Source organism: Micromonospora sp. NPDC004540, from assembly GCF_040610095.1.
Classification (GTDB): Bacteria; Actinomycetota; Actinomycetes; order Mycobacteriales; family Micromonosporaceae; genus Micromonospora.
This window is the reverse complement of sequence record NZ_JBEXLR010000081.1, coordinates 1-21,642: the sequence shown is the minus strand read 5'-3', so window position 1 is coordinate 21,642 and position 21,642 is coordinate 1. Positions and strand designations below refer to the sequence as shown.

24 protein-coding genes and 1 pseudogene are annotated in these 21,642 nt (G+C 74.6%); 8 read left to right on the top strand and 17 right to left on the bottom strand.

Annotated elements, in window-relative coordinates; genetic code table 11:
* Positions 1-123: 123 nt before the first annotated feature.
* The 5 genes from rpmF to rsmD all read right to left on the bottom strand — a co-directional run bounded on the left by rpmF (position 124) and on the right by rsmD (position 2,701).
* A complete protein-coding gene (gene rpmF / locus ABZV78_RS23550; RefSeq protein WP_091312500.1) occupies positions 124-297 on the bottom strand; it encodes a 50S ribosomal protein L32 in 174 nt (57 codons plus the stop codon).
* Between the two features lie 5 nt (positions 298-302).
* Positions 303-866 carry a YceD family protein gene (locus ABZV78_RS23545; RefSeq protein WP_148427014.1) on the bottom strand — a complete coding sequence of 188 codons (564 nt, stop codon included), beginning with the start codon at positions 864-866 and terminating at the stop codon, positions 303-305.
* 164 nt (positions 867-1,030) lie between these two features.
* On the bottom strand, positions 1,031-1,528 hold the full coding sequence (locus ABZV78_RS23540) for a hypothetical protein (protein ID WP_091312510.1): 498 nt from the start codon (positions 1,526-1,528) through the stop codon (positions 1,031-1,033).
* Between the two features lie 136 nt (positions 1,529-1,664).
* Positions 1,665-2,141 (bottom strand): pantetheine-phosphate adenylyltransferase, encoded by a 477-nt coding sequence (gene coaD / locus ABZV78_RS23535; protein WP_091312514.1) that lies wholly within the window; start codon positions 2,139-2,141, stop codon positions 1,665-1,667.
* Complete coding sequence (gene rsmD, locus ABZV78_RS23530) at positions 2,138-2,701, bottom strand: 16S rRNA (guanine(966)-N(2))-methyltransferase RsmD (protein ID WP_355641781.1); 564 nt, start codon at positions 2,699-2,701, stop codon at positions 2,138-2,140. Before rsmD ends, coaD begins: the two co-directional genes overlap by 4 nt.
* Positions 2,702-2,943: 242 nt before the next feature.
* Between rsmD and ABZV78_RS23525 the strand changes: the two genes are divergently transcribed.
* Entirely contained in the window at positions 2,944-4,080 is a 1,137-nt protein-coding gene (locus tag ABZV78_RS23525) for an LPXTG cell wall anchor domain-containing protein (RefSeq protein WP_355641779.1), read from the top strand.
* A gap of 51 nt (positions 4,081-4,131) precedes the next feature.
* Here ABZV78_RS23525 and ABZV78_RS23520 read toward each other — a convergent pair whose 3' ends face one another.
* The 3 genes from ABZV78_RS23520 to ABZV78_RS23510 are packed head-to-tail and all read right to left on the bottom strand — an operon-like array spanning position 4,132 to position 8,905.
* A complete protein-coding gene (locus tag ABZV78_RS23520) occupies positions 4,132-5,052 on the bottom strand; it encodes a serine hydrolase domain-containing protein (protein ID WP_355641777.1) in 921 nt (306 codons plus the stop codon).
* Between the two features lie 44 nt (positions 5,053-5,096).
* The gene (recG, locus tag ABZV78_RS23515; RefSeq protein ID WP_355641775.1) at positions 5,097-7,298 is read right to left on the bottom strand and encodes an ATP-dependent DNA helicase RecG; all 2,202 of its coding nucleotides are present in this window, start codon (positions 7,296-7,298) and stop codon (positions 5,097-5,099) included.
* A complete protein-coding gene (locus tag ABZV78_RS23510; RefSeq protein ID WP_355641773.1) occupies positions 7,295-8,905 on the bottom strand; it encodes a DAK2 domain-containing protein in 1,611 nt (536 codons plus the stop codon). The genes recG and ABZV78_RS23510 overlap by 4 nt, the downstream gene beginning before the upstream one ends.
* A 236-nt stretch (positions 8,906-9,141) precedes the next feature.
* On the opposite strand from ABZV78_RS23510, the gene rpmB reads away from it, so the two are divergent.
* Complete coding sequence (gene rpmB, locus ABZV78_RS23505; protein ID WP_013284551.1) at positions 9,142-9,333, top strand: 50S ribosomal protein L28; 192 nt, start codon at positions 9,142-9,144, stop codon at positions 9,331-9,333.
* Between the two features lie 185 nt (positions 9,334-9,518).
* A complete protein-coding gene (locus tag ABZV78_RS23500; RefSeq protein WP_355641771.1) occupies positions 9,519-10,775 on the top strand; it encodes an ATP-grasp domain-containing protein in 1,257 nt (418 codons plus the stop codon).
* A 9-nt stretch (positions 10,776-10,784) separates the two neighbouring features.
* On the opposite strand, the gene ABZV78_RS23495 is transcribed toward ABZV78_RS23500, so the two are convergent.
* Positions 10,785-11,252 (bottom strand): GNAT family N-acetyltransferase, encoded by a 468-nt coding sequence (locus tag ABZV78_RS23495; RefSeq protein WP_355641769.1) that lies wholly within the window; start codon positions 11,250-11,252, stop codon positions 10,785-10,787.
* A 63-nt stretch (positions 11,253-11,315) separates the two neighbouring features.
* Complete coding sequence (locus ABZV78_RS23490) at positions 11,316-12,263, bottom strand: thiamine-phosphate kinase (RefSeq protein ID WP_355641767.1); 948 nt, start codon at positions 12,261-12,263, stop codon at positions 11,316-11,318.
* A gap of 164 nt (positions 12,264-12,427) precedes the next feature.
* Between ABZV78_RS23490 and ABZV78_RS23485 the strand changes: the two genes are divergently transcribed.
* The gene (locus ABZV78_RS23485) at positions 12,428-12,661 is read left to right on the top strand and encodes an Lrp/AsnC ligand binding domain-containing protein (RefSeq protein ID WP_013284547.1); all 234 of its coding nucleotides are present in this window, start codon (positions 12,428-12,430) and stop codon (positions 12,659-12,661) included.
* Entirely contained in the window at positions 12,662-13,273 is a 612-nt protein-coding gene (locus ABZV78_RS23480; protein ID WP_355641765.1) for a DUF3515 family protein, read from the top strand. It begins immediately after the preceding gene.
* 31 nt (positions 13,274-13,304) lie between these two features.
* On the opposite strand, the gene ABZV78_RS23475 is transcribed toward ABZV78_RS23480, so the two are convergent.
* Complete coding sequence (locus ABZV78_RS23475) at positions 13,305-14,399, bottom strand: D-alanine--D-alanine ligase family protein (RefSeq protein ID WP_355641764.1); 1,095 nt, start codon at positions 14,397-14,399, stop codon at positions 13,305-13,307.
* 213 nt (positions 14,400-14,612) lie between these two features.
* Positions 14,613-14,843 (bottom strand): hypothetical protein, encoded by a 231-nt coding sequence (locus ABZV78_RS23470; protein WP_355641762.1) that lies wholly within the window; start codon positions 14,841-14,843, stop codon positions 14,613-14,615.
* A gap of 272 nt (positions 14,844-15,115) precedes the next feature.
* Here ABZV78_RS23470 and ABZV78_RS23465 point away from each other — a divergent pair, with 272 nt between their 5' ends.
* Together ABZV78_RS23465 and ABZV78_RS23460 are read left to right on the top strand one after the other, a co-directional pair.
* The gene (locus tag ABZV78_RS23465; RefSeq protein WP_355641760.1) at positions 15,116-15,961 is read left to right on the top strand and encodes a helix-turn-helix transcriptional regulator; all 846 of its coding nucleotides are present in this window, start codon (positions 15,116-15,118) and stop codon (positions 15,959-15,961) included.
* A gap of 5 nt (positions 15,962-15,966) precedes the next feature.
* Positions 15,967-16,167: a DUF397 domain-containing protein gene (locus ABZV78_RS23460; protein ID WP_355641758.1), complete on the top strand. Its 201-nt coding sequence runs from the start codon at positions 15,967-15,969 to the stop codon at positions 16,165-16,167.
* Positions 16,168-16,188: 21 nt separating this feature from the next.
* Here the strand turns inward: ABZV78_RS23460 and ABZV78_RS23455 are convergent, their stop codons facing one another.
* From ABZV78_RS23455 to ABZV78_RS23435, 5 genes are all read right to left on the bottom strand, one after another.
* A complete protein-coding gene (locus ABZV78_RS23455) occupies positions 16,189-17,241 on the bottom strand; it encodes an ROK family protein (RefSeq protein WP_355641756.1) in 1,053 nt (350 codons plus the stop codon).
* 98 nt (positions 17,242-17,339) lie between these two features.
* The gene (locus tag ABZV78_RS23450; protein WP_355641795.1) at positions 17,340-18,131 is read right to left on the bottom strand and encodes a putative protein N(5)-glutamine methyltransferase; all 792 of its coding nucleotides are present in this window, start codon (positions 18,129-18,131) and stop codon (positions 17,340-17,342) included.
* A 171-nt stretch (positions 18,132-18,302) separates the two neighbouring features.
* The gene (locus tag ABZV78_RS23445; protein WP_355641755.1) at positions 18,303-19,412 is read right to left on the bottom strand and encodes a cystathionine gamma-lyase; all 1,110 of its coding nucleotides are present in this window, start codon (positions 19,410-19,412) and stop codon (positions 18,303-18,305) included.
* 7 nt (positions 19,413-19,419) lie between these two features.
* Entirely contained in the window at positions 19,420-20,427 is a 1,008-nt protein-coding gene (locus ABZV78_RS23440) for an NAD(P)H-dependent glycerol-3-phosphate dehydrogenase (protein WP_355641753.1), read from the bottom strand.
* Between the two features lie 76 nt (positions 20,428-20,503).
* Positions 20,504-21,229 (bottom strand): lysophospholipid acyltransferase family protein, encoded by a 726-nt coding sequence (locus tag ABZV78_RS23435; protein ID WP_355641751.1) that lies wholly within the window; start codon positions 21,227-21,229, stop codon positions 20,504-20,506.
* A 109-nt stretch (positions 21,230-21,338) separates the two neighbouring features.
* Between ABZV78_RS23435 and ABZV78_RS23430 the strand changes: the two are divergent.
* Positions 21,339-21,642, top strand: a pseudogene (locus tag ABZV78_RS23430) (2-phospho-L-lactate guanylyltransferase); the annotation flags it as partial.

The following is a 21,642-nucleotide window of genomic DNA, read 5'->3' as shown; positions in this document are numbered from 1 at the left end:
GTGCCCGGCTCCGTCGGCGCGCCGGCCGGGGAACGGCCGGCGGCGGAGGGAGCCGGGGCACCGGGCGAGAGCCTTGGTGCGTGCGCCACCCGACCGGTGGTCGGGGACGTCACTCGGCGTCCGTCAGACCTCGAGGACCTGACGGCCGTTGTAGGTGCCGCAGACGGAGCAGGCGGCGTGCGGCAGCTTGGCCGACTTGCACTGCGGGCAAGGCACGGTCGCGACCGCCGTGGCCTTCCAGTTCGCCCGGCGGGCGCGGGTGTTGCTGCGCGACATCTTGCGCTTGGGGACGGCCACGGTTCTTACTCCTCTGTACGGGTCAGTTGCGACAGGCCCGCCCAACGCGGGTCGATCTGCTGGTGACTGTGGTCGGCCGGCAGATCGTCCCAGTGCACCCCGCACTCGGGGCACAACCCTGGGCAGTCCTCCCGGCAGAGCGGGTTGGTCGGCAGTGCGAGCACCACCGCGTCCCGCAGCGCCGGCTCCAGGTCGATCAGATCGCCCTGCATCCGGCCCACCTCGTCCTCGTCGGTCGTGTCGTCCGTGGTGCTGTTCTCGTACGCGTACAGCTCCTGGATCGTCACGGCCACCGAGTCGTCGATCTCGCGGAGGCAGCGGCCGCACTCGCCCTTGACGGGACCGGTGACGGTCCCGGAGACGAGCACGCCCTCGGACACCGACTCCAACCTCAGGTCGAGGTCGAGGTCCGCGCCCTCCGGCACAGTGATCAACTCCACGCCGAGGTCCGCCGGTGCCGGCACGACGCGCCGATGCGTACGCAACGCGCCAGGTCGACGCGGCAGGTCCCTCGTGTCGAGGACCAGCGGCGACCTGGGGTCGAGTTGGCTTGGCGTGTGTTTGGGCATAGTTAGACTCCGGCCGGTGAGAGGCCGACAAAGAAGGTTACCTGGACGACCGGCGGACCGTCGAACCGGGGCGTCGTCCCTGGCCCGTCGGGTGCCGGCTGTCGGCCACCGGCCCGCGTGCCGCTGGCAAGGGTAGCGCGGTCGCCGACCGCCGCCGGCGGCGCTCAGAAGGGCAGCGGGCGGTCCGCCTCGTCGCCGGCGAAGGTGCCGATCTCCCGCAGCGCGTGCATCTTGTCCCGGCCGCGCTCTATCGAGGCGAGCGCCCGGGTGAGGAACTGCTCGAAGTTGGCCAGGGCGGTGTCGACGTAGTCGTCGACCTCCTCGCGCAGGCGCTGCGCCTCGGCCCGGGCCTCGGCGATGATCCGGGCGCCCTCGTGCTCGGCGGACACGGTGATCTCGTTCACCGAGACGAGGCGGGCGTGCTCCGCCTCACCCTCGCTGATGATCCGGTCGGCCTCGCGCTTGCCGGCCTCCATGATCTTGTCCCGCTCCTCCAGCAGCGCGGCGGCCCGGCGCAGGTCGGCGGGAAGCTCCACGCGCAGCTCGTCCAGGGCGGCGATCATCTCGCCCCGGTCGACCATGCAGTTGTTGCGGGACATCGGCACGGAGCGGGCCTGCTCCACCATGGCGATCAGTTCGTCGATGCGATCGAGCGGGTCCACCGGTACCTCACTCCTGTCGTTCGTCGGCCGACCTTCATGATGCGGCCTGCGCCCGGGTTCGGCGCTGCACACATCATGTAACGCGCTCTCCACCCGCGCCGCTGCACCCCTGCCCGGCGCGTCGCTCGCGGCGCGGTCAGCGGCGCAGCCGGGCGACCAGCTCCTCGCGGACCACGTCCGGGACGTGGGCGGAGATGTCGCCGCCCCACTTGGCCACGTCCTTGACCAGGCTGGAGGAGAGGAAGGAGTAGAGCGGGTTGGTCGGCATGAAGAGCGTTTCGACGCCGGCCAGGCCGATGTTCATCTGGGCCATCTGGAGCTCGTAGTCGAAGTCGCTCACCGCGCGCAGGCCCTTGATCAGCACGCTCGCCTGCTGGGCCCGGCAGAAGTCGACGAGCAGGCCGCGGAACGACTCGACCCGCACGTTGTCGTACGAGGAGGTCACCTCGCGGAGCATGTCGATCCGCTCCTCGACCGTGAACAGCCCCTGCTTCGACTGGTTGACCAGCACGCCGACGATCACCTCGTCGAAGAGCCGGCTGGCCCGGCCGATGATGTCGAGGTGTCCGTTGGTGACCGGATCGAACGAGCCGGGACAGACCGCACGTCTCATGATCGGCGACCGTACCAAAGGGTGGTCTCGCCGTAGCGACGGCTGCGCCCGGCAGTGATGCCCTCCACCCACTCGACCTCGCCCGTGCGGCTGGACCGCTCGACGACCACCAGGGCGTCCTGGGCCAGCCAGCCGCCGCCGACAAGCGCGGCCAGCATCGAGGTGATCTCCTCGTCGGGTACGGCGTAGGGCGGGTCGGCGAAGACCACGTCGTACGGCCCGCCGTCCGGGCCGGCGGCGAGCACGGTGGCCACCTTGCCGGTGACCAGGCGGGCGGCCGGGGCGGCCCGGAGCGCGGCGATGTTCTCCCGGATCACCCGGGCGGCCCGGGGGTCGGACTCGACGAGCAGCACGTGGGCGGCGCCGCGGGACAGCGCCTCCAGCCCGACCGCGCCGGAGCCGGCGTAGAGGTCGGCCACCCGGGCCCCGTCGAGGTCCAGTTCGGCCTGCACCGCGCTGAACAGCGCCTCGCGCACCCGGTCCGAGGTCGGCGGGGTGCCGGCGCCGGGCGGCGCGGCGATCCGCCGGCCGCCGAGCGCCCCGGCCACGATCCGGGTCACCGCCTGCTCCCGCACATGCCCCAGACGCTACGCGACGGCGGGACCGGGCCGGGCGGACCACCCGGCGCGACGACCGGTCACCTGCCGTACATCAATGATCTCAAATCAATAACAGTCCGTTTACACACCGTCGATCGCCGTAACGCCCACGCTGTCGATTTCGCTAGGGTCTGCCCGGTTGTCGGGCCTGCGGCTCCGGTCCGCCCGGCACACTCCTCCGATTCCCCTCACCAGGAGTAGACGTGAACCGTCTGAACCTCCGGCGTGCCGTGGCCGTTGTCGCCGGCGCGCTGCTCGGCCTCACCGGCGTCGCCACGCTGGCCGCCCCCGCCAGCGCTCACCACAGCGAAATCAAGGTCACCGCGGAGTGCGACACCGCCGCCGGCGAGTGGGTGACCACCTGGACCGTGCGCACCTACGCCCCGCAGGGAGTGGACACCTACCGGCTGACCAAGGTCGAGGGCACCAGCCGGACCGCCACGGCCACCGCCCCGTTCACCGTGGACGGCATCCAGGCCACGACCGACGACTCGTACCCGTACCAGGTCTCGCAACCCGTGGTCGGCACCGCCCGCCTCAGCGGTGATGTCGCCGAGGCGTCGCTGACCGTCCGGGCGCAGTGGGACAACGAGTACCAGGAGGACAGCGACAAGAGCGCGTCGATCAGGTTCAGTGAGAGCTGCGACAAGGTGGTCACCCCGCCGCCGGCCCGGCCGAACCCCAAGGCCACGGTGACCGCCGACTGCACCGGCGACGTCGCCGTGAAGCTCGCGAACGGACCGGAGGCCACCAGAGACGCCGACTTCACCGTCACCGGCACTGACGGCTTCACCAAGGCCGTGACCGTCGGGCCGGGCAAGGACGAGACGATCACCGTGCCCGCCGAGAACGCCGGGAAGATCAGGGTGACCGAGGCGAGCCAGCAGAAGCCGCTCTTCGACGACGAGCCGGCCGCGGCCGAGGACTGCGTCAAGCCGGGCGAGCCGACCGGCAGCTACCGGTCGACCTGCGACGAGCTGATCTTCCAGGTGGAGAACCCGAAGGACGGCGTGATCGTCAAGGTGACCCTCACCCCCAACAAGGGCGAGGCGCAGACCCTCGTCGTGAAGCCGGGCGAGACCGGGACCGCGAAGTTCACGGCACACGAGGGCCTGACGGTCACCCCGAAGGCCGAGGGCCTGGATGACAGCTCGCCGATCGCCTGGAAGAAGCCGGCCGACTGCACGCCCGGTGGCGGCGGCGGTGACCAGGACGGCCCGGCCCTGCCCGTGACCGGCGCGGCCGCCGGCGTCTTGGCGGCCGTGGCCGGTGCCCTGGTGGCCGCCGGCGCGGTGCTCTTCGTGGTGACCCGACGGCGGCGGATCCGCTTCACCGCCTGACGTGAGCCTGCCCGAGGGCGCGCCGACCACCCCGGCCGGCGCGCCCTCGACTCACTCCAGTTCCGCCATCAGCAGCGCGCGGTCGATCTCGGCCTGGTTGGTCAGCACCACGAGGCGGCGGTCCGAGTCGGGGAACCAGGCCGCCAACGCTTTGTAACCGCCGTTGTCCCCGGAGTGGTGGACCGCCCGCTCCCCGGCCAGCGGGCCGACGAACCAGCCGTAGCCGTACGCCTCGCCGGGGCGGCCGGTCGGCGCGTGCGGGGTGATCATGGCGGCCACCGCGGCGGGCCCGAGCAGCCGGCCCCGGCGTGGCACGTCCAGCCAGGTGAGCAGGTCGGCACCCGTGCACCAGACGTCCCCGGCGCCCATGCTCACCGTGTCCAGGTTCCAGGACGGCACCGGCCGGCCGCCCTCGTGCCCAACCGCCACGTCGTCCCGCCCGGCGGCGTCGCCGGCGAAGCTGCCCGTCATGCCGAGCGGCGCGAAGACCTCCTCGGCCAGGAACTCGGCGTACGGGCGGCCGGAAGCGCGTTCGACGGCCCGGGCCAGCAGGACGTAGCCGGGGCTGCTGTAGTGCCAGCCGGCACCGGGAGCGAACAGCGGCGGCACGCCCGCGAAGACGGCCAGCAGCTTGTCCGGCTCGACCGGCTCGGCCAGGTCGATCATCGGGTATTCCTCCCAGTGACCCAGGCCGGAGGTGTGGGTGAGCAGGTGGTGCGGGGTGATCCCGGACCAGGCCGCCGGCGGATCCGGCAGCCAGCGGTTGATCGCATCGTCCAGGCGCAACGTGCCCCGCTCGGCGAGGAGCAGCACCGCGACGGCGGCCATCTGCTTGCTGATCGAGGCGATCTGAAAGCGCGTCGCGTGGGTGCAGGGCGATTCGGCGTCGGCGGAGCCGGTGACCCGGTCCACCAGGAGATCGTCGCCCCGCGCCAGCAGGAGCACGCCGCGGTCGAGGGATGGAGTCGGCATCGCCCGAGCCTAGGCCCGGCGGGCCAGAGGGTGGGGGCGCCGGATCAGCCCTTCTCCAGGTATTCGGCGCGTTCCTCGTCGACCAGGGCGGCGACCGAGGCGGCCAGCGCCGGGTGCCGGGCCAGCTCCGGGTCCTCCTCGACCAGTGCGATCGCCTCGGCCCGGGCGTCGCGGATCAGGTCGGTGTCGCGCAGCAGCGAGAGCAGCCGCAGGTGGGACCGGCGGCCGGACTGGGTGGCACCCAGCACGTCGCCCTCCCGGCGCTGCTCCAGATCCAGCTCGGCGAGCTTGAAGCCGTCGGTGGTGGAGGCGACCGCGTCCAGCCGTTCCCGGGCCGGGGAGCCCTCCATCGCCTCGGTGACCAGCAGGCAGAGGCCGGCGGCCGAGCCCCGGCCCACCCGGCCGCGGAGCTGGTGCAGCTGGGAGACGCCGAACCGGTCGGCGTCCAGCACGATCATCACGGTGGCGTTCGGCACGTTGACGCCCACCTCGACCACCGTGGTGGCCACCAGCACGTCCAGGTCACCGGCCGCGTAGGAACGCATCACGGCGTCCTTCTCGTCGGCTGGCAGCCGCCCGTGCAGCACCCCGATCCGCAGCCCGTGCAGCGGCCCCTCGGCGAGCAGCGGGGCCACCTCGGTCACCGCCAGCGGGGGCCGGCGGCCGGAGTCGTCCTCGCGGGGCGCCTCCTCGTCCGAGGCCGGACCCTCCCCGATCCGCGGGCACACCACGTACGCCTGGTGTCCCTTGCCGACCTCCTCACGCAACCGGCGCCAGGCCCGGTCGAGGAAGGCCGGCTTCTCGGCGGCCGGCACCACGTGCGAGGCGATCGGCGAGCGCCCCTGCGGCAGCTGGGACAGCGTGGAGATCTCCAGGTCGCCGTAGACGGTCATGGCGACCGTGCGCGGGATCGGGGTGGCGGTCATGACCAGGACGTGCGGCGGCTGGTCGGCCTTGGCCCGCAGCGCGTCCCGCTGTTCCACGCCGAACCGGTGCTGCTCGTCGACCACCACGAGCCCCAGGTCGTGGAAGTCGACGCCCTCGTAGAGCAGGGCGTGGGTGCCGAGCACGATGCCGGCGCGCCCCTCGGCCACCTCGGTGAGCGCCCGCCGCCGGGCCGCCGCGCCCAGCGAGCCGGTGACCAGCTCCACCCGGGTGGCGTCGTCGGCGGCGCCCAGCTCGCCCGCCTGCGCGAGCGGGCCGAGCAGGTCGAGCATGCCCCGGTGGTGCTGGGCGGCGAGCACCTCGGTCGGGGCGAGCAGGGCGGCCTGCCCGCCGGCGTCGACCACCTGGAGCATGGCGCGCAGCGCGACCACGGTCTTGCCGGAGCCCACCTCGCCCTGGAGCAGCCGGTGCATCGGGTGCGCGGTGGCCAGGTCGGCGGCGACCTCCCGGCCGACGACCTGCTGGCCGGAGGTCAGCTCGTACGGCAGCCGGGCGTCGAAGGCGTCCAGCAGCCCACCCGGCTTCGCCGGCCGGGCCTTCGCCGGCCAGGCCGCCGCCCGGTGCTTGCGCTGCACCAGGGTGAGCTGCACGGCGAACGCCTCGTCCCACTTGAGCCGCCGGCGCGCCCGGTAGAGCTCCTCCTTGCTGGAGGGCCGGTGGATCTCGCGCAGCGCGGCGCCGATGCCGACCAGGTTGCGGCTGGCCCGCACGGTGGCCGGCAGCGGGTCGTCCGGCGGAGTGAAGGTGTCCAGCACCACCCGGACGCAGCGGGCGATCACCCAGGTCGGCACGGCCGCCGCGGCCGGGTAGACCGGGATGAGCGCCCCGGCGAACTCCTCGACCTCCTCGTTGGCCGCCGCCTCGCCGTCGCCGCCCTCACCGAGCAGCACGTATTCGGGGCCGTTGAGCTGCCGCTTGCCCCGGAACTCGGTGACCTTGCCGGCGAACAGCCCCCAGCGGCCTGGGCGCAGCTCCCGCTCCCGCCACGCCTGGTTGCCGAAGAAGGTGAGGGTGAGCACCCCGCCGGAGCCGTCGCCGACGGTGACCTCCAGCAGGTTGCCCCGGCGCTGCCGCATCGGCCGGACCGCGGTGCGCTGCACCTGGGCCAGCACGGTGACCTGCTCCCCCACGTCCAGCGAGCGGATGTCGGTGTGCTCGCCGCGCTCGTCGTAGCGGCGGGGGAAGTGGTAGATCAGGTCGCCCGCGGTGTGCAGGTCGAGGTGGCTCGCCAGGGCCTTGGCGGTGCGCTCCCCGACCAGCTTCTTCAGCGGCGTGTCCACCGTCGCCGGTTCGCTCGTCATTCGACCCCCACCAGGAGCGGATAGTGCGGCTGCCCGCCCTCGTACGCCTGCACCTCGACGAACGGCCAGGACCGCTCGACGTGCTCGCGTACCCGGTCGGCCAGCCCGGCCGGGGCGTCCGCCCCGCAGAGCAGGGTGACCAGCTCGCCGCCGCCACCCAGCATCCGGTCGACCATGGCGGTGCAGGTGTCGAGGAGGTCGGCGCCGATGAGGTGCACCTCCCCCTCGACCAGCGCCAGCACGTCGCCCGGGCGGCACGGCCCGGCCACCGTGAGCGCCTCCTTGCTCGCGTGGCAGACCTCGGCGTAGCGGCAGGCTCCGGCGGCCTCGGCCATGGCGATGACGTCGTCCTCGAAGCGCCGCTTCGGGTCCCGCACGGCGAGGGCGGCGAGGGCCTGCACCGGGGACCGGGTGGGCACCACGCTCACCTTCACCCCGAGCCGGTGCGCCTCCCGGGCGGCCGCGCTCGCCACCGACTGGGTGTTGGGGTCGTTGGGCAGCACCACCACCCGGGCGGCGCCGGTGGCCCGGATCGCGTCGAGCAGCTCGCCGGTGGACGGGTTGGCCGGCACCACGGTGGCGCCCTCGGCGCCGAACAGCTCGGCGATGCCGGCGCCGGTGGCCACCACCACGGCGGCCCGGCCGTCGGGCAGCGCCGTCGGCAGCGGCGCGGCCGGGGCCACCTGGTCGGCGAACCGGGTCACCGTGATCCGGTGCGGCCGGCCGGCCACCACGCCGGCCTCGACGGCCGCCCCGACGTCGTTGACGTGCACGTGCACGTTCCAGGTGCCGCTGTCGCCGACGATCACGAGGGAGTCGCCGAGGCCGTCCAGCTCGCCGCGCAGCCGGTCCACCGCCTCGTCGGTGGCGTCGAGCAGGTACTGCACCTCGTAGGCGTACGCCGAGGAGCCGGTCTCCCGGACGGCGGTCGCAGGCGGGCGGGCCGCGGGCGGCGCGGGCGCCGGCTGCCGGGGGCTCTCCCCGGTGACCACCTCGACGAGCGCGTCGAGCAGCAGGCAGAGGCCGCGCCCGCCGGCGTCGACCACGCCGGCCCGGGCCAGTGCGGGCAACTGCTCGGGGGTGCGTGCCAGCGCGCGGGCCGCCCCGCCGGCCGCCGCCCGGGCCACCGCGCGCAGGTCGTCGGTGTCCGCCTGCTCGGCCGCGCGGGCGGCGGCGGCGACCACGCTGAGCAGGGTGCCCTCGACCGGGTGGGCGACCGCCCCGTAGGCGGCGGTGGCGGCGTCGGCCAGCCCGGCGGCGAGCTGCCGGCCGCGGACCGCCGGGGCGGCGGCGAGCGCGTCGGCGAAGCCGCGCAGGATCTGCGAGAGGATCACCCCGGAGTTGCCCCGCGCCCCGAGCAGCGCGCCCCGGGCCATCAGCCGCAGCGCGTGCCCGTGCGGGGTGTGCCCGTCCTCGGGGAGGGTCTCCAGGTCCATGGCGAGGGCCTGCTGGGCGGAGGTGAGGGTGAGCACGAGGTTGGTGCCGGTGTCGCCGTCGGGGACCGGGTAGACGTTGAGCTGGTCGATCTCGCCCTGGTGCCGCTGGAGGGCGGCCAGCCCGCTCGCGCACCAGCGGCGCACCGCGGCGGCGTCGAGGGTGTCCAGCACGTCCGGAAGCCTACTGGCGCGCACTGACACACGCCGGGGCCGGCCGCTTTCGACCGGCGTGTCCCGGCGGCCCCGGGGCGGCGCGGTCCGCCCGCCGCCCGGGTACGCTGGCCGGGCTCCGCCGGCCGCCGACCGGGCCGGTTGGGCTTACCGGCGTGTCATCGGGTAACCTGACCAGGTTGCCCGGGCAGCGCCTGGCGGCGACCTCATGAACGTTTCAATCCCAGGAGTATCCCGTGGCTAGCGTGTGCGACGTCTGTGGCAAGGGGCCGGGCTTCGGCCACAACGTGTCCCACTCGCACCGGCGGACCAACCGCCGCTGGAACCCGAACATCCAGTCGGTGCGTACCCCGGCCGGTGGCGGCACCACCAAGAAGTTGCAGGTCTGCACCTCGTGCATCAAGGCCGGCAAGGTCACCCGCGCCTGACGCGGTAGCACCGCCCGCACATTTTCGCCGGATGCCGGCGGACCCCTCGGGTCCGCCGGCTTCTGTCGTGTCCGCAGCCCCGCGCTGACGGGTCGCCGACCGTCCGGTGGCCGGTTGGACCGGCCCGGTTAGGGTGCTGCTGCGCCGGCCGTCCGTTCCGGCGCGACCGTGGGGAGGAACGACCGGTGGAGCTGGACCTGGGGCGGGAGCAGCTGCTGGTGGTCGGCGGGTCGCTCGGCTCGCTGCGCTGGTTCGACCAGGAGCTGCCGCCCGGCAGGGTGGTGCTGGTCGAGGAGCCGGACGTGATCCGACGCCGCGGCCTGGAGCGCTTCGTGGCCGGGCTGCCGACGATCGCCCGGCTGGTGCCGGCGGAATACCAGACCGGCCTCGACGTCGACGCCCTGCTCGCCCGGGAACCCGGCCTCGCCGCCGCCCGGCTGGTCCTGCCCGGCCTGGAGTACGCCGTCGGCGCCGCCGCCCGGCTGGCCGAGCGGCTCGGTCTCCCCGGCGCCGGGGTGGCCGCCGCCGACGTCTTCTCCGACAAGCACCGGATGCGGCTGCTCGCCGACGCCACCGGCCTGGCCAACCCGGCGTACGAGCTGGTGGACGACCCGGCGCGGGCGGCGGAGTTCGCCCGGGCGCACGGCGGCCGGTGCGTGCTCAAGCCCACCCGCCGCTCCGGCAGCCTGGGGGTGCAGCTGGTCACCGACCCGGCGGAGGTCGCCGCGCGCTGGGCGGCCAGCGCCGCCCCGCCGGAGCCGGCCGACACCACCGAGCGCGGCGTACCCACGGGGGTGCTGGTCGAGGAGCTGCTGGTCGGTTCGGAGCACAGCGTCGAACTGCTGGTCGCCGAGGGCGAGACGATCTTCGCCAACGTCACGGACAAGCGGATCGCCGGCGGCCGGTACCCGGTGGAGACCGGGCACACCGTGCCGTCCGCGCTGCCGGGCGCGGAGCAGCGGGCGCTGCGGGGCGCCGCGGTCCGGCTCGCCGAGGCGGCCGGCTTCCGCAGCGGCATGCTGCACAGCGAGTGGATCCTGGTCGACGGCGTGCCGACGCTGGTCGAGTGCGCCGCCCGGATGCCCGGCGACATGATCACCGCGCTGGTGTCGATCGCCTACGAAATCGACTTCATCGAGGCGTACCTGCGGGTGCTGCGCGGCGAACGGCCGGCGCTGCGGGCCCGGCCGACCGGCGCGGCGGCCGTCGAGTTCCTGGTGGCCCCGCCCGGACGGGTCACCGCCGTGGACGGCCGGCGGGCCGCCCTGCGGGTGCCCGGCGTGCTCGACGTGCAGGTCGAGGCGGAGGTCGGGGACCACGTGCCGGAACTGCTGTCCTCGGCGCACCGCAGCGGGCACCTGCTGGCCTGGGGCGCCACCCGCGGCGAGGCGGAGAGCGCCGCGCGCAAGGCCGCCGGCGAGATCCGGATCACCGTCGACTGACGGCGGGGGTCAGAGGGCGCGGCCGAAGGAGAGGCAGCCCGGGGCGTCCCGGTAGAAGCCGAAGTTGGGGATCCGCTCGTAGCCGGCCGAGGTGTACATGGCGAGCGCCTCGGGCTGCTTGTCGCCGCACTCCAGGATGATCCGCTTGCGGCCCTCGTCCCGGGCGGACCGCTCGACCGCCGCGAGCACCGCCCGGGCCACGCCCCGGCCGCGGGCGGTCGGCGCGGTGTACATCCGCTTCAGCTCGGCCGTCCCGCCGTCCTCACCGTGGCTGCGCCAGCCGCCGCAGCCCACCGGCTGCCCGTCGAGGTAGGCGACCAGGAAGGTGCCGGCCGGCGGCTCGAACTCGGCCGCGTCGACCGGCGTCTCGTCGCCGCTGCCGCCGTACCGCTCACCGAGGTCGGCCAGGGCCGCCCGGATCAACGCCTGCGACTCGGGCGCGTCGAAGCGCTGCGCCCGGATCTCGATCTCGCTCACGGAATGCAGGGTACGACCGGGACCGGGCCGGCCCGGGCTCCGATCCCCCGCATCGGACGCAGATCACTCCGTGCGGCGGAAGTGGTCCCAGCCGGCGGTGCCGGCGTAGGGGCCGCCGTCCACGGTCACCCCGGCGCCCTCGGTCACCCGCCCGACCGTCCGCCAGCCCGGCGGCAGCGTCGCGGTCGCCGGGAAGGTCGCGGCCAGGGCGTGGTCGTCGCCCCCGGCCAGGATCCAGGTGTACGGGTCGACGCCGAGCGCCTGCGCCGCGTCGCGCATCTGCCGGGGCACCTCGAACGCCTCTCGGGTCAGGTCGACGGCCACCCCGCTGGCCTTCGCCACGTGCCCCAGGTCGGCCAGCAACCCGTCCGACACGTCGATCATGGCCGTGGCGCCGTGCCCGGCGGCCTCCGGACCGGCCGCGTACGGCACCTCGGGGCGGCGGAACGCCTCCACCAGCAGCCGGGGGGTGCGGAACCCCCGGGACAGCACGGTGTAGCCGGCGGCCGCCCAGCCGGTGCGTCCCGCGAGGGCCACCACGTCGCCCGGGCGGGCCCCGGAGCGGACCACCGGCGCCCGGCCGGCCAGGTCACCGAGGGCGGTCACCGCGATGGTCAGCGTCGGGCTGGCCGACATGTCCCCGCCGACCACGCTCGCGCCCACGAGGGCCGCCTCGGCGCCCAACCCGTCGGCCAGCTCCTCGGCCCAGGCCGGGTCGAGGTCGGCCGGCATGCAGAGGGCGACCAGCAGCGCGGTCGGGGTGGCCCCCATGGCCGCGATGTCGGCCAGGTTGGCCGCCGCCGCCCGGTGTCCCACATCGCGGGCCCCCGACCAGTCCCGCCGGAAGTGCCGCCCCTCCACGAGCACGTCCGTGGACGCCACCACCCGCCGGTCCGGCGCCGCGACCACGGCCGCGTCGTCTCCGGGGCCGAGCAGGCAGCTCTCCCCCTGGGCCAACCGGGCGGTCACCCGGTCGATCAGCCCGAACTCACCGACATTCGCGACCGTCATGTCGTCCCCTCGTCGCGCTCTTCCCACTTGGCCGTCCCGCCACCACTACCCCGACGTGTGCCCGCTCACCGCATCCGGCCGGCGACCGATACGGATCAGGGCCGCTCCGTAGGGTAGTTTCACCCTTCGGGCCGCCCCAGGCGGCGACGGACGGAGGTCGAGTCGTGGTACAGGCGTACATCCTCATCCAGACGGAGGTCGGGCGGGCGCGTGACGTGGCCGGTCTGATCGCGGACCTTGCCGGCGTGGTACGCGTCGACGCCGTCACCGGGCCCTACGACGTGGTCGTCCTCACCGAGGCGAACACCGTCGACGAGCTCGGCAAACTGATCGTCAGCAAGGTGCAGATGGTGCCCGGCATCACCCGCACCCTCACGTGTTCGGTGGTGCGCCTGTAAGTGGAAGAGATCACGTCCTCCCCCTCCGACGAGTCCCGCGCGACGCGCCGCGACCGGTCGACCCGCAGCGCCGCGCTCTGGGCGACGCTCGTCGCGGTGCCGGTCACCCTCGCGGTGGCCGGGTTCACCTTCGCCAAGCTCGCCCCCGACTCGCCGGAAGCCGCGCCCAGCCCGTCGGCGAGCGCCGTCCGGCCGCAGTCGAGCACGCCCGTCGAGCTGCCCGCGCCGGCCCTGGCCGAGCGGTCCGCCACGGTGTGCCGCGCCCTGGTGTCGCAGCTCCCGGCGACCGTCCGCGACCTGGCGCAGCGACCGGTGACCGCCGGTGCCGAGCAGAACGCCGCGTACGGCGACCCGGCGCTCACCGTGGCCTGCGGCGGCACGCCGCCGCTGGTGCAGCCCACCGACGAGGTCTGGTCGGTGAACAAGGTCTGCTGGCACGCGGTGCAGGAGGCGGACGCCACCGTGCTGACCACCGTCGACCGGGAGACCCCGGTCCGGGTGCGGGTCCCGAAGCAGTACGAGCAGCCGCTCCAGTGGGTCACGCCGATCTCCGACGCGGTGGTCGCCTCGGTGCCGGCCGCGAAGACCGCGCCGTCCGGCTGCTCCGCCTGACCGTCGCCGGCCGGTCGCGACGCCCGGGGCGTCAGCGGCCGGCGCGGCGCAGGGCGGTCCGGATGAGCCGGTTGACCAGCTTCGGATACTCCAGCCCGCTGGCCGCCCACATCCGGGGGAACATCGAGGTCGGGGTGAAGCCCGGCATGGTGTTGATCTCGTTGAGGTAGACGTCCAGCTCCGGGGTGACGAAGAAGTCGGCCCGGGCCAGGCCCGAGCAGTCCAGCGCGGTGAACGCGCGGGTCGCATACTCCCGCACCTGCCGGGTCACCTGCTCGGGCAGGTTCGCCGGGATGTCGTACTCGCAGGCGTCGTCGATGTACTTGGCCTCGAAGTCGTACCAGTCGTGGCCGGAGACCACCCGCACCTCGGCCAGCACCGACGCCTCCGGGGCGCCGCCGGCCTCGCCCTCCAGCACGCCGCACTCGATCTCGCGGCCCACGATCGCGCCCTCGACCAGCACCTTGGTGTCGATCTCGCGGGCGGTGGCGACCGCGGCGTCGAGCTGCGCCCAGTCGTCGACCTTCGTGATGCCGAACGAGGAGCCGGCCCGGGACGGCTTGACGAAGACCGGCAGCCCGAGGCGCTCCTTGTCCTCCTCGGTCAGCGTCATCCCGGCGCGCAGCACCACGTAGGGCCCGACCGGGATCCCCTCGGCGGCGCAGAGCTTCTTGGTGAACTCCTTGTCCATGGCGGCCGCCGAGGCGAACACGTTCGCCCCCACGTACGGGATGTCGGCCATCTCCAGCATTCCCTGGATGGTGCCGTCCTCGCCGTAGGCGCCGTGCAGCACCGGGAAGACCACGTCCACGTCGGCCAGCGCCACCGGACCCTGGGCCGGGTCGAGCACCAGGAGGCCGCCCACGGCCGGGTCGGCGCGCAGCACCAGCTCGGCGCCGGAGCCGGCGGTGATCTCGGGGAGCTTGCGGTCGGCGATGGCGAGCTGGGCGGGGTCGCCGCTGGCGAGCACCCACTGGCCCTGCCGGGTGATGCCGACCGGCACGACCTCGAACTCGTCCGGGTCGAGGGCGGCCAGCACGCTGCCGGCGCTCACGCAGGAGATGCCGTGCTCGGGGCTGCGACCGCCGAAGACGATCGCCACACGGGTCTTGCCTGGGGTGCTCACTCCGGTCACCTCTTCGCTCCCGACTACGGCTGGCCGTGCTCGCCGGTGGCGCTCACCCGGTTGACCTTACTGTGCGTGGCGAGCGTCGGTGGTTGATACCCAGGGAGACGACGCAGCGGGCCGCATCCGGTCAGCGAGGCGTATACGGGGAGTAACCAGACGTGCGCCGGCGGTCGGGCACGGCTGGTGCGGCGGAGCCGGAGTGAGCCCGGTTCAGTTCAGCTGGTCCGCGGCCAGCGACCGGCGGCCGACCGCAATGACCTTGACCCGTTGCCGGCCGGCGCGGACCATGCCCAGCGCCATGAAGGCCCCGGCGATCCGGTCCGCCGCCTCGCGGCTGCTCGCGCCGACGACCTGCCGGCGCCGCTCGGGGCTGGTCCGCTCGTTGCGCCAGATCCCGTCGAGGGGGCGCACGTCGGTGAGGACCACGAGGAACCGGGTCATCCCCGCCCACCCCCGTTCCCGGGGTGACAGGCCCTCACCGTCATCGCGACTCCTCCCCGCCTGGCGTGCCGGTACGGGCACGCGGCGATCGGGTCGTGGGGGAGTAACCCGATCGCCGCGCGCCCCATCCCCTCCGGTCGCTCACCACCACCGTCGCCACGACAACCAGCGGTGAGGACGCCGTCACAGATTTACAGGTGGACACGCGTGAATGCAACTCTCACCGGACTTCTCTCACGCCCGCTCTCCCGTTGATGTGCGACCATCGATGCATGGCGCCGAAGACCGCCCGGGCCCGACGGCTCGGCATCGCCCTGCGGACCCACCGGGAGGCCGCCGGCCTCACCCTGGAGTCCGCGGCCGACGAGATCAACAGCACCCGCAGCACGCTGTCCCGCTACGAGAACGCGCAGACCCTGGTCAACCCGGCCACGGTGCGGGCGCTGCTCACCCTCTATCGGGTGGGCCCCGACGAGATCGCCGCGGCGGTGCAGCTCGCCAAGGACGCCCGCAAGCCCGGCTGGTGGGTCTCCTACTCCTACCTGCTGGACCGACGGACCATCGACTTCATCGCCCTGGAGGCGGAGGCGACCGGGATCGCCAACTTCGAGCCGTCGGTGGTGCCGGGCCTGCTCCAGACCGCCGACTACATCCGCGGGGTGATGCGCGGCGGCCCGCACACGCTCGGCGACGAGCAGGTGGAGCAGCGGGTCAAGCTGCGACTCGACCGCCAGCAACGGCTCACGGGTGACGATCCGCCGATCCTCGACGCCATCATCGACGAGGGGGCGCTGCTGCGCCCGGTCGGGGACCGCAGGGTGATGGGAGGTCAGCTCCAGCACCTGTTGAAGATGGCCGAGCTGCCCAACATCACCGTGCAGGTGATCCCCCTGGCCGCCGGCTACCACCGGGGGACGCGGGGGTCGCTGCACATCCTGGAGTTCGCCGATCCGGAGGACCCGATCATCGCCTCGGTGGAGACGGTCGCCGGGCAGATGGTGCTGGACCGGCCGGGCGACCTGCGCACCTGCACCAAGATCATGGAGCACCTGCGGACCGTGGCGCTGAGCCCGGCGGCCAGCCGGGACGAGCTGCTCCGCCTGCTGAACGAGAGGTAGAAGCGATGAACGGCACGAACAGTCCCCGCCCGGTGGCGGGCGGATGGCGCAAGAGCAGCCACAGTGGCGACGAGGGCGCCTGCGTCGAGATGGCGCCGCTGCCGGAGGCGGTCGCGGTCCGCGACTCCAAGGACCCGGCCGGCCCGGTGCTGGTCTTCTCCCCGGCCGCCTGGGCGGCCTTCACCGGGGCCCCGCCGCGCCCCTGATCCGGCCGGCGACGCCGGGGCTCAGCCGACGACCAGCGGGCCGGCGGCGGCCCCACCGCGGACCGCCTCCAGCGCCGCGATGGCCACCCCGCGCGCCCCGGCCATGTCGCGGTCCGGCACCAGGGCGAAGGTGGCCACCGCGCGCTGCTCGGCGCGGAGCACGGTGTGCTCCCGCACGGTGGCCAGGAACCAGTCACGGAACTCCGGCGCCGCCTCCACCACCCCACCGCCGACGAAGTAGGCGTGCGGGTCGGTGAAGTTGGCCGCGATGGTGAACAGCCGGCCCAACGCCATGGCCTGCTGGGTGAAGACCTCACGGGCCAGCGGGTCGCCCCGCTCGCCGTAACCACGGACCATCTTCGCCGCCCGGCCCGGCTCCTCGGCCGCCAGCGGATGCCCCGGAAACCGCCCCAGCCAGTACGGCAGCAGGTTGTGCGCGATGGCGGTGAGCGAGGCGACGCTCTCCGCGTCCCCGGCGAAGCCGCAGGCGCAGACCGGCGCCAGCTGGCCGGGCCCGAGCAGCCCGTCCAGCGGGATGTGCACGTGCCCGAACTCGCCCGCCATGCCGGCCGCGCCGCCGACCACCCGGCCGTCCTCCACCACCCCGCCACCGAGCCCGGTGCCGACGATCGCGGCGACCGAGGAGCGGCGCATGGCGTCGGCGCCGAAGTGCACGTGATGCGCGTAGAGGGCTGCCGCGTTGCCGTCGTTGGCGTAGACCACCGGCAGGCCGAGCCGGTGCTCCAGCGCGCCGCGCACGTCGTAGCCGCGCCAGGCCGGCTGGGAGAAGTTGGTCGAGCCGCGCGAGGAGATCACCCCGGTGGCGCTGGCCGGGCCGGGGGTGTCCAGCCCGACCGCGCGGACCAGCTCGCGGGGCACCCCGGTCAGCGCCAGCACGCCGTCGAGCGCCCGCGCGAGGGCCTCGATGGCCGCCTCCGGCCCGGCCTGGACCTCGCTGGGAATCTCCACGAGCCCGTCCACCAGGAACCGTCCGTCGACCGTCAGCACGGTGGCGTTGTTGCTCGTGCCGCCGTTGTCCAGCCCCACCACCACCGGCACACCCGCGCTGCCCACCGCCACCGCCTCCCGCCGAGCCTGACCTGAGGCTAGTTCGAGCGGCACCGTCCCGCCACGGTCGTACCGGCCCCGCCGGCGGGCGGGGCCGGTGCGCCTCAGCCCGGCAGCCGGGCGGTGACGGCGGTGGCCTCCAGGTCGTCGTCGTGCACCACCGACGGGTCCAGGCCGGCGCCGGTCAGGACCGCGCACAGCTCCCGGGCCTGGCCGGCGCTCACCTCCACCGCCAGGTGCCCGCCCGGGGCCAGCCACTCGGCGGCGCCGGCGGCGACCCGGCGCAGCACGGCCAGCCCGTCCACGCCGCCGTCCAGCGCCACCGGGGCCTCGTACAGCCGCGCTTCCGCCGGCATCATCGCCACCGCGTCGCTCGGCACGTACGGGGCGTTCGCCACCACCAGGTCCAGCCGCCCCCGCCACCGCACCGGCAGCGGCGCGAACAGGTCGCCCTCGTAGACCGGCACGCCCAGCGGGGCCAGGTTGCGCCGGGCGCACGCCACGGCGACCGGGTCGAGGTCGGCGGCGGCCAGCCAGCGGGGCGCCAGCCGGTCGTGCAGCACCAGCGCGGCCGCGCCCGAGCCGCAGCAGAGGTCGAGCACGGCGGGCGCCGGACCGGCCACGGCCGCGGCGGCCGCGACCAGCAGGGCGGTGCGCCCACGGGGCACGAACACCCCGGGATCGACGGCGACCCGCAGGCCGCAGAACTCGGCCCAGCCGAGCAGGTGTTCCAGCGGCAGGCCGGCGACGCGGCGGTCGACCAGGTCGGTCAGCGCCTCGGCCGTGTCGGCGGCGGCGATCAGCAGGTCCGCCTCGTCCTCGGCGAAGACGCAGCCGGCGGCGCGCAGCCGCCGGACGAGGGCGGGACGGTCGGGGGAGAACAGGGTGGGTGCCATGGCAAGCCTTTCGGGAACGCTCATCGGCGCTCCCGGCGTCGCCTAATCCCGGGGCGACGCGGACTCGGAGGGAGCGCCGGTCCTGTGCTGGTGGATCGGTCTCACCTCCTCCGGTCGGGGCCCACGCGGGCCGTGACTGCCCGTCACCTTAGCGGAGCGGGCCGGCCGGCGTCAGGCCGAGTCCAGCGCGGCGGCCACGTCGGCGACCAGGTCCGCGCCGTCCTCGATGCCGCAGGAGAGCCGGACGAAGCCGGGCGGGGTGTCGTCCCCCCACTGGGCCCGCCGGTCGGCGGTGGTGTGCAGCCCGCCGAACGACGTCGCGGCGGCCACCAGGCGCGACGCGTCGAGGAACCGGGCCACCCGGTCGGCGTCACCCAGGTCGAAGGAGAGCACGCCGGGCATCCGTCGCATCTGGACCGAGGCCACCGCGTACGCCGGGTCGGTCGGCAGCCCGGGCCAGCGCAGGCCGGTGACGTCGCCGCGGGCGGCCAGCAGCCGGGCCAGCGCCTCGGCGTTGGCGGTCTGCCGGGCCAGCCGCAGGTCCACGGTCGCCAGCGAGCGGTGCGCCAGCCAGCAGTCGAACGGGCCGGGCACGCCGCCGGTGGTGGTCCGCCAGGCGGTGACCGCGTCGAGCAGCTCCGCGGAGCGGGTCACCACGTAGCCGAGCAGCAGGTCGGAGTGGCCGGTGAGGGCCTTGGTGCCGGAGGCGACCACCACGTCGGCGCCGAGGTCCAGCGGCCGCTGCCCGAGCGGGGTGGCGGTGGTGTTGTCGACCGCCAGCAGGGCCCCGGCGGCGTGCGCCGCGGCGGCCAGCGCCGGCACGTCGGCCACGTCCAGGCCGGGGTTCGCCGGGGTCTCCAGCAGCACCAGCCGGACGCCGTCGAACGACGGGTACGGGCCCGCGGTCGGTACGAAACCGACGCGTACCCCGATGCCCTCCAGGGTGGCGGTGGCGAAGGCGCGGACCGGGAAGTAGCCGTCGGCGGGGAGCAGCACGGTGTCCCCGGGGCGCAGCAGGGCCAGCAGCAGCCCGGTGATGGCCGCCTGGCCGCTGGCGAAGACCCGGCAGTCGCCGCCCTCCAGCTCGCCGACGGCCGACTCCAGCAGCCGCCGGGTCGGGTTGTCCGGCCGCCCGTACCCGTTGGGGGTCGCCTCCGGCCCCCGCCACGGGTCCAGGTGGTACGGCGCGGCGAAGACCGGCCCCGGCAGGAACGGCCGGCCCGGCTCCGGCGCGGGCAGTCCGGCGTGCACGCTGCGCGTGCCGTCACCCCACTCGGTCATGGCCGCCTCACTCGTACGATTCGGGCTTCGCGGTCCGGCTCATCAGGGCGTCCACGGCGAGCCGCGGGTCCATCCCCTCGTGGCAGATCCGCTCGATCTGCTCGGTGATCGGCATCTCCACCCCGTGCGCCCGGGCCAGGTCCCGGATGGCCAGGCAGCTCTTCACGCCCTCGGCGGTCTGCCGGGTGGCCGCCTGCGCCTGCTCCAGGGTCTCCCCCCGGCCCAGGTGCTCACCGAAGGTGCGGTTGCGGGCCAGCGGCGACGAGCAGGAGGCGACCAGGTCGCCCATCCCGGCCAGCCCCGCGAAGGTGATCGGGTCGGCGCCGAGCGCCACGCCCAGCCGGGCCGTCTCGGCCAGGCCGCGGGTCATCAGCATGGCCCGGGTGTTGTCGCCGAAGCCCATCGCGGTGGCGATGCCGTAGGACAGCGCGATCACGTTCTTCACGGCCCCGCCCAGCTCGCAGCCGATCACGTCGTCGTTGGTGTACGGCCGGAAGTACGGCGTCCGGATCGACGCCTGGACCAGCGCGGTCCGGCGGCTGTCGGTGCCGGCGACCACGGTCGCGGCCGGCTGCTCGGCGGCGATCTCCGGGGCCAGGTTGGGCCCGGAGACCACCACCACCCGGTCGGCCGGCACCCCGGCGGTCTCCATGATCACCTGGCTCATCCGCTTGGTAGTGCCCAGCTCGATGCCCTTCATGAGGGAGACCAGCGTGGCGTCGGGATCCAGGTGCGGGGTCCACTCGGCGAGGTTGCCGCGCAGCGTCTGCGACGGCACGGACAGCACCACCACCTCGGCGCCGGCGATCGCCTCCTCGGCGTCCCCGGTCGCCGTGACCCGGTCGGGCAGCCGCACGTCCGGCAGGTAGTCCGGATTGTGGCGCCCGGTCCGGATCGCCTCGGCCACCGAGGCGCGCCGGGCCAGGATGGTCACGTCCCGGCCGGCGTCGGCGAGGATCTTGGCGAACGCGGTGCCCCACGAGCCCGCCCCCAGCACCGCGACATGCCCGCTCATGCCGTCGCCTCCCTTCGGTCGGTGACGGCATGAGGCACCAGCGCACTGAGCCGACTGATTCGCTCGCTACGCTCGCTCATTCGGTCACCTCGGGGGTACGCGTCCGGGCCGGCCGCTCCCAGAGCGGTGGTGGCGTGCCGCCGCGGATCTCGGCGACCAGGTCCCGGATCCGCAGCATGATGGTGTCGGTCATCTCCTCCAGGATCGCCCGGGTCGGCGTGGCGCCCGCCCACCGGCTCAGGTCGATCGGCGGCCCGGCCACCACCGTCACCGGGGTACGCGGGCGCAGCCCGACGCGGGCGGTCCGGGGGTCGAACATCTTCTCCGGGCCGACCATGGCGATCGGGATCACCGGGGCGCCGGTGGCCAGCGCCAGCCGCGCCGCGCCGGTCTTGCCCTTCATCGGCCACAGGTCCGGCTCGCGGGTGGTGGTCCCCTCCGGGTAGATCACCACCGCGCCGCCGGAGTTCACGGCGGCCACCAGCTTGTCCAGCGACCGGGCCGCCTCGACGCTGCCGCGCTCGACCGGGATCTGCCTGCACCGGTGCAGGATCCAGCCGATCACCGGCACCCGGAACACGCTGGCCTTGCCGAGGAACTGCGGCCAGCGCCCGGCGTCGTGGATGAAGTGCGCGGACACCAGCGGGTCCGCGTGCGAGATGTGGTTGGGCACGATGATGATGCCGCCCTCGCGGGGCAGGTGCTCCATGCCCCGCCAGGTGCGGCGGGTCCAGACGGTCAACACCGGCTTCACCAGCACCACGGCGAACCGTGGCCAGAATCCCAGCCTCCGCGGTGCCACCCTGCCTCCTCGTTCCGCCCCATGCGCGCACGCCCCGGGACGAAATCATGCCTGCTCGCTCCGGGTCCGGCCAGTGAGGGTACCGCCGGCCGACTGGCAGGATTGTGACGTGCGTGAGCCGACCTGGACCGTGGTGGTGCCGGTGAAGCGCCTCGGGGTGGCGAAGAGCCGCCTGCGCGGCGCGCTGCCCGGCGTACCCCACGAGGAGCTGGCGCTGGCCTTGGCGGCCGACACGGTCCGCGCGGTGCGGGCCTGCCCGACCGTGGCCCGGGTGCTGGTGGTGACCGACGACCCCCGGGTCGCGGCCGAGGCCACGGCGGCCGGCGCGGCGGTGACGCCGGACCCGGCCGCCGGCCTGAACGGGGCCTTCCGGCACGGCGCGGCCGTCGCCGGCCCGCGCGCCGCGGTGGCCG

What these genes read in the sequence shown, in the direction of transcription:
- ABZV78_RS23545 (WP_148427014.1), bottom strand. Translation starts at nt 866, where the DNA reads ATGCCCAAACACACGCCAAGCCAACTCGACCCCAGGTCGCCGCTGGTC.
- coaD (WP_091312514.1), bottom strand. Translation starts at nt 2,141, where the DNA reads ATGAGACGTGCGGTCTGTCCCGGCTCGTTCGATCCGGTCACCAACGGA.
- ABZV78_RS23520 (WP_355641777.1), bottom strand. Translation starts at nt 5,052, where the DNA reads ATGCCGACTCCATCCCTCGACCGCGGCGTGCTCCTGCTGGCGCGGGGC.
- recG (WP_355641775.1), bottom strand. Translation starts at nt 7,298, where the DNA reads ATGACGAGCGAACCGGCGACGGTGGACACGCCGCTGAAGAAGCTGGTC.
- ABZV78_RS23490 (WP_355641767.1), bottom strand. Translation starts at nt 12,263, where the DNA reads ATGACGGTCGCGAATGTCGGTGAGTTCGGGCTGATCGACCGGGTGACC.
- ABZV78_RS23470 (WP_355641762.1), bottom strand. Translation starts at nt 14,843, where the DNA reads ATGACCCGGTTCCTCGTGGTCCTCACCGACGTGCGCCCCCTCGACGGG.
- ABZV78_RS23465 (WP_355641760.1), top strand. Translation starts at nt 15,116, where the DNA reads ATGGCGCCGAAGACCGCCCGGGCCCGACGGCTCGGCATCGCCCTGCGG.
- ABZV78_RS23460 (WP_355641758.1), top strand. Translation starts at nt 15,967, where the DNA reads ATGAACGGCACGAACAGTCCCCGCCCGGTGGCGGGCGGATGGCGCAAG.
- ABZV78_RS23450 (WP_355641795.1), bottom strand. Translation starts at nt 18,131, where the DNA reads ATGGCACCCACCCTGTTCTCCCCCGACCGTCCCGCCCTCGTCCGGCGG.
- ABZV78_RS23445 (WP_355641755.1), bottom strand. Translation starts at nt 19,412, where the DNA reads ATGACCGAGTGGGGTGACGGCACGCGCAGCGTGCACGCCGGACTGCCC.
- ABZV78_RS23440 (WP_355641753.1), bottom strand. Translation starts at nt 20,427, where the DNA reads ATGAGCGGGCATGTCGCGGTGCTGGGGGCGGGCTCGTGGGGCACCGCG.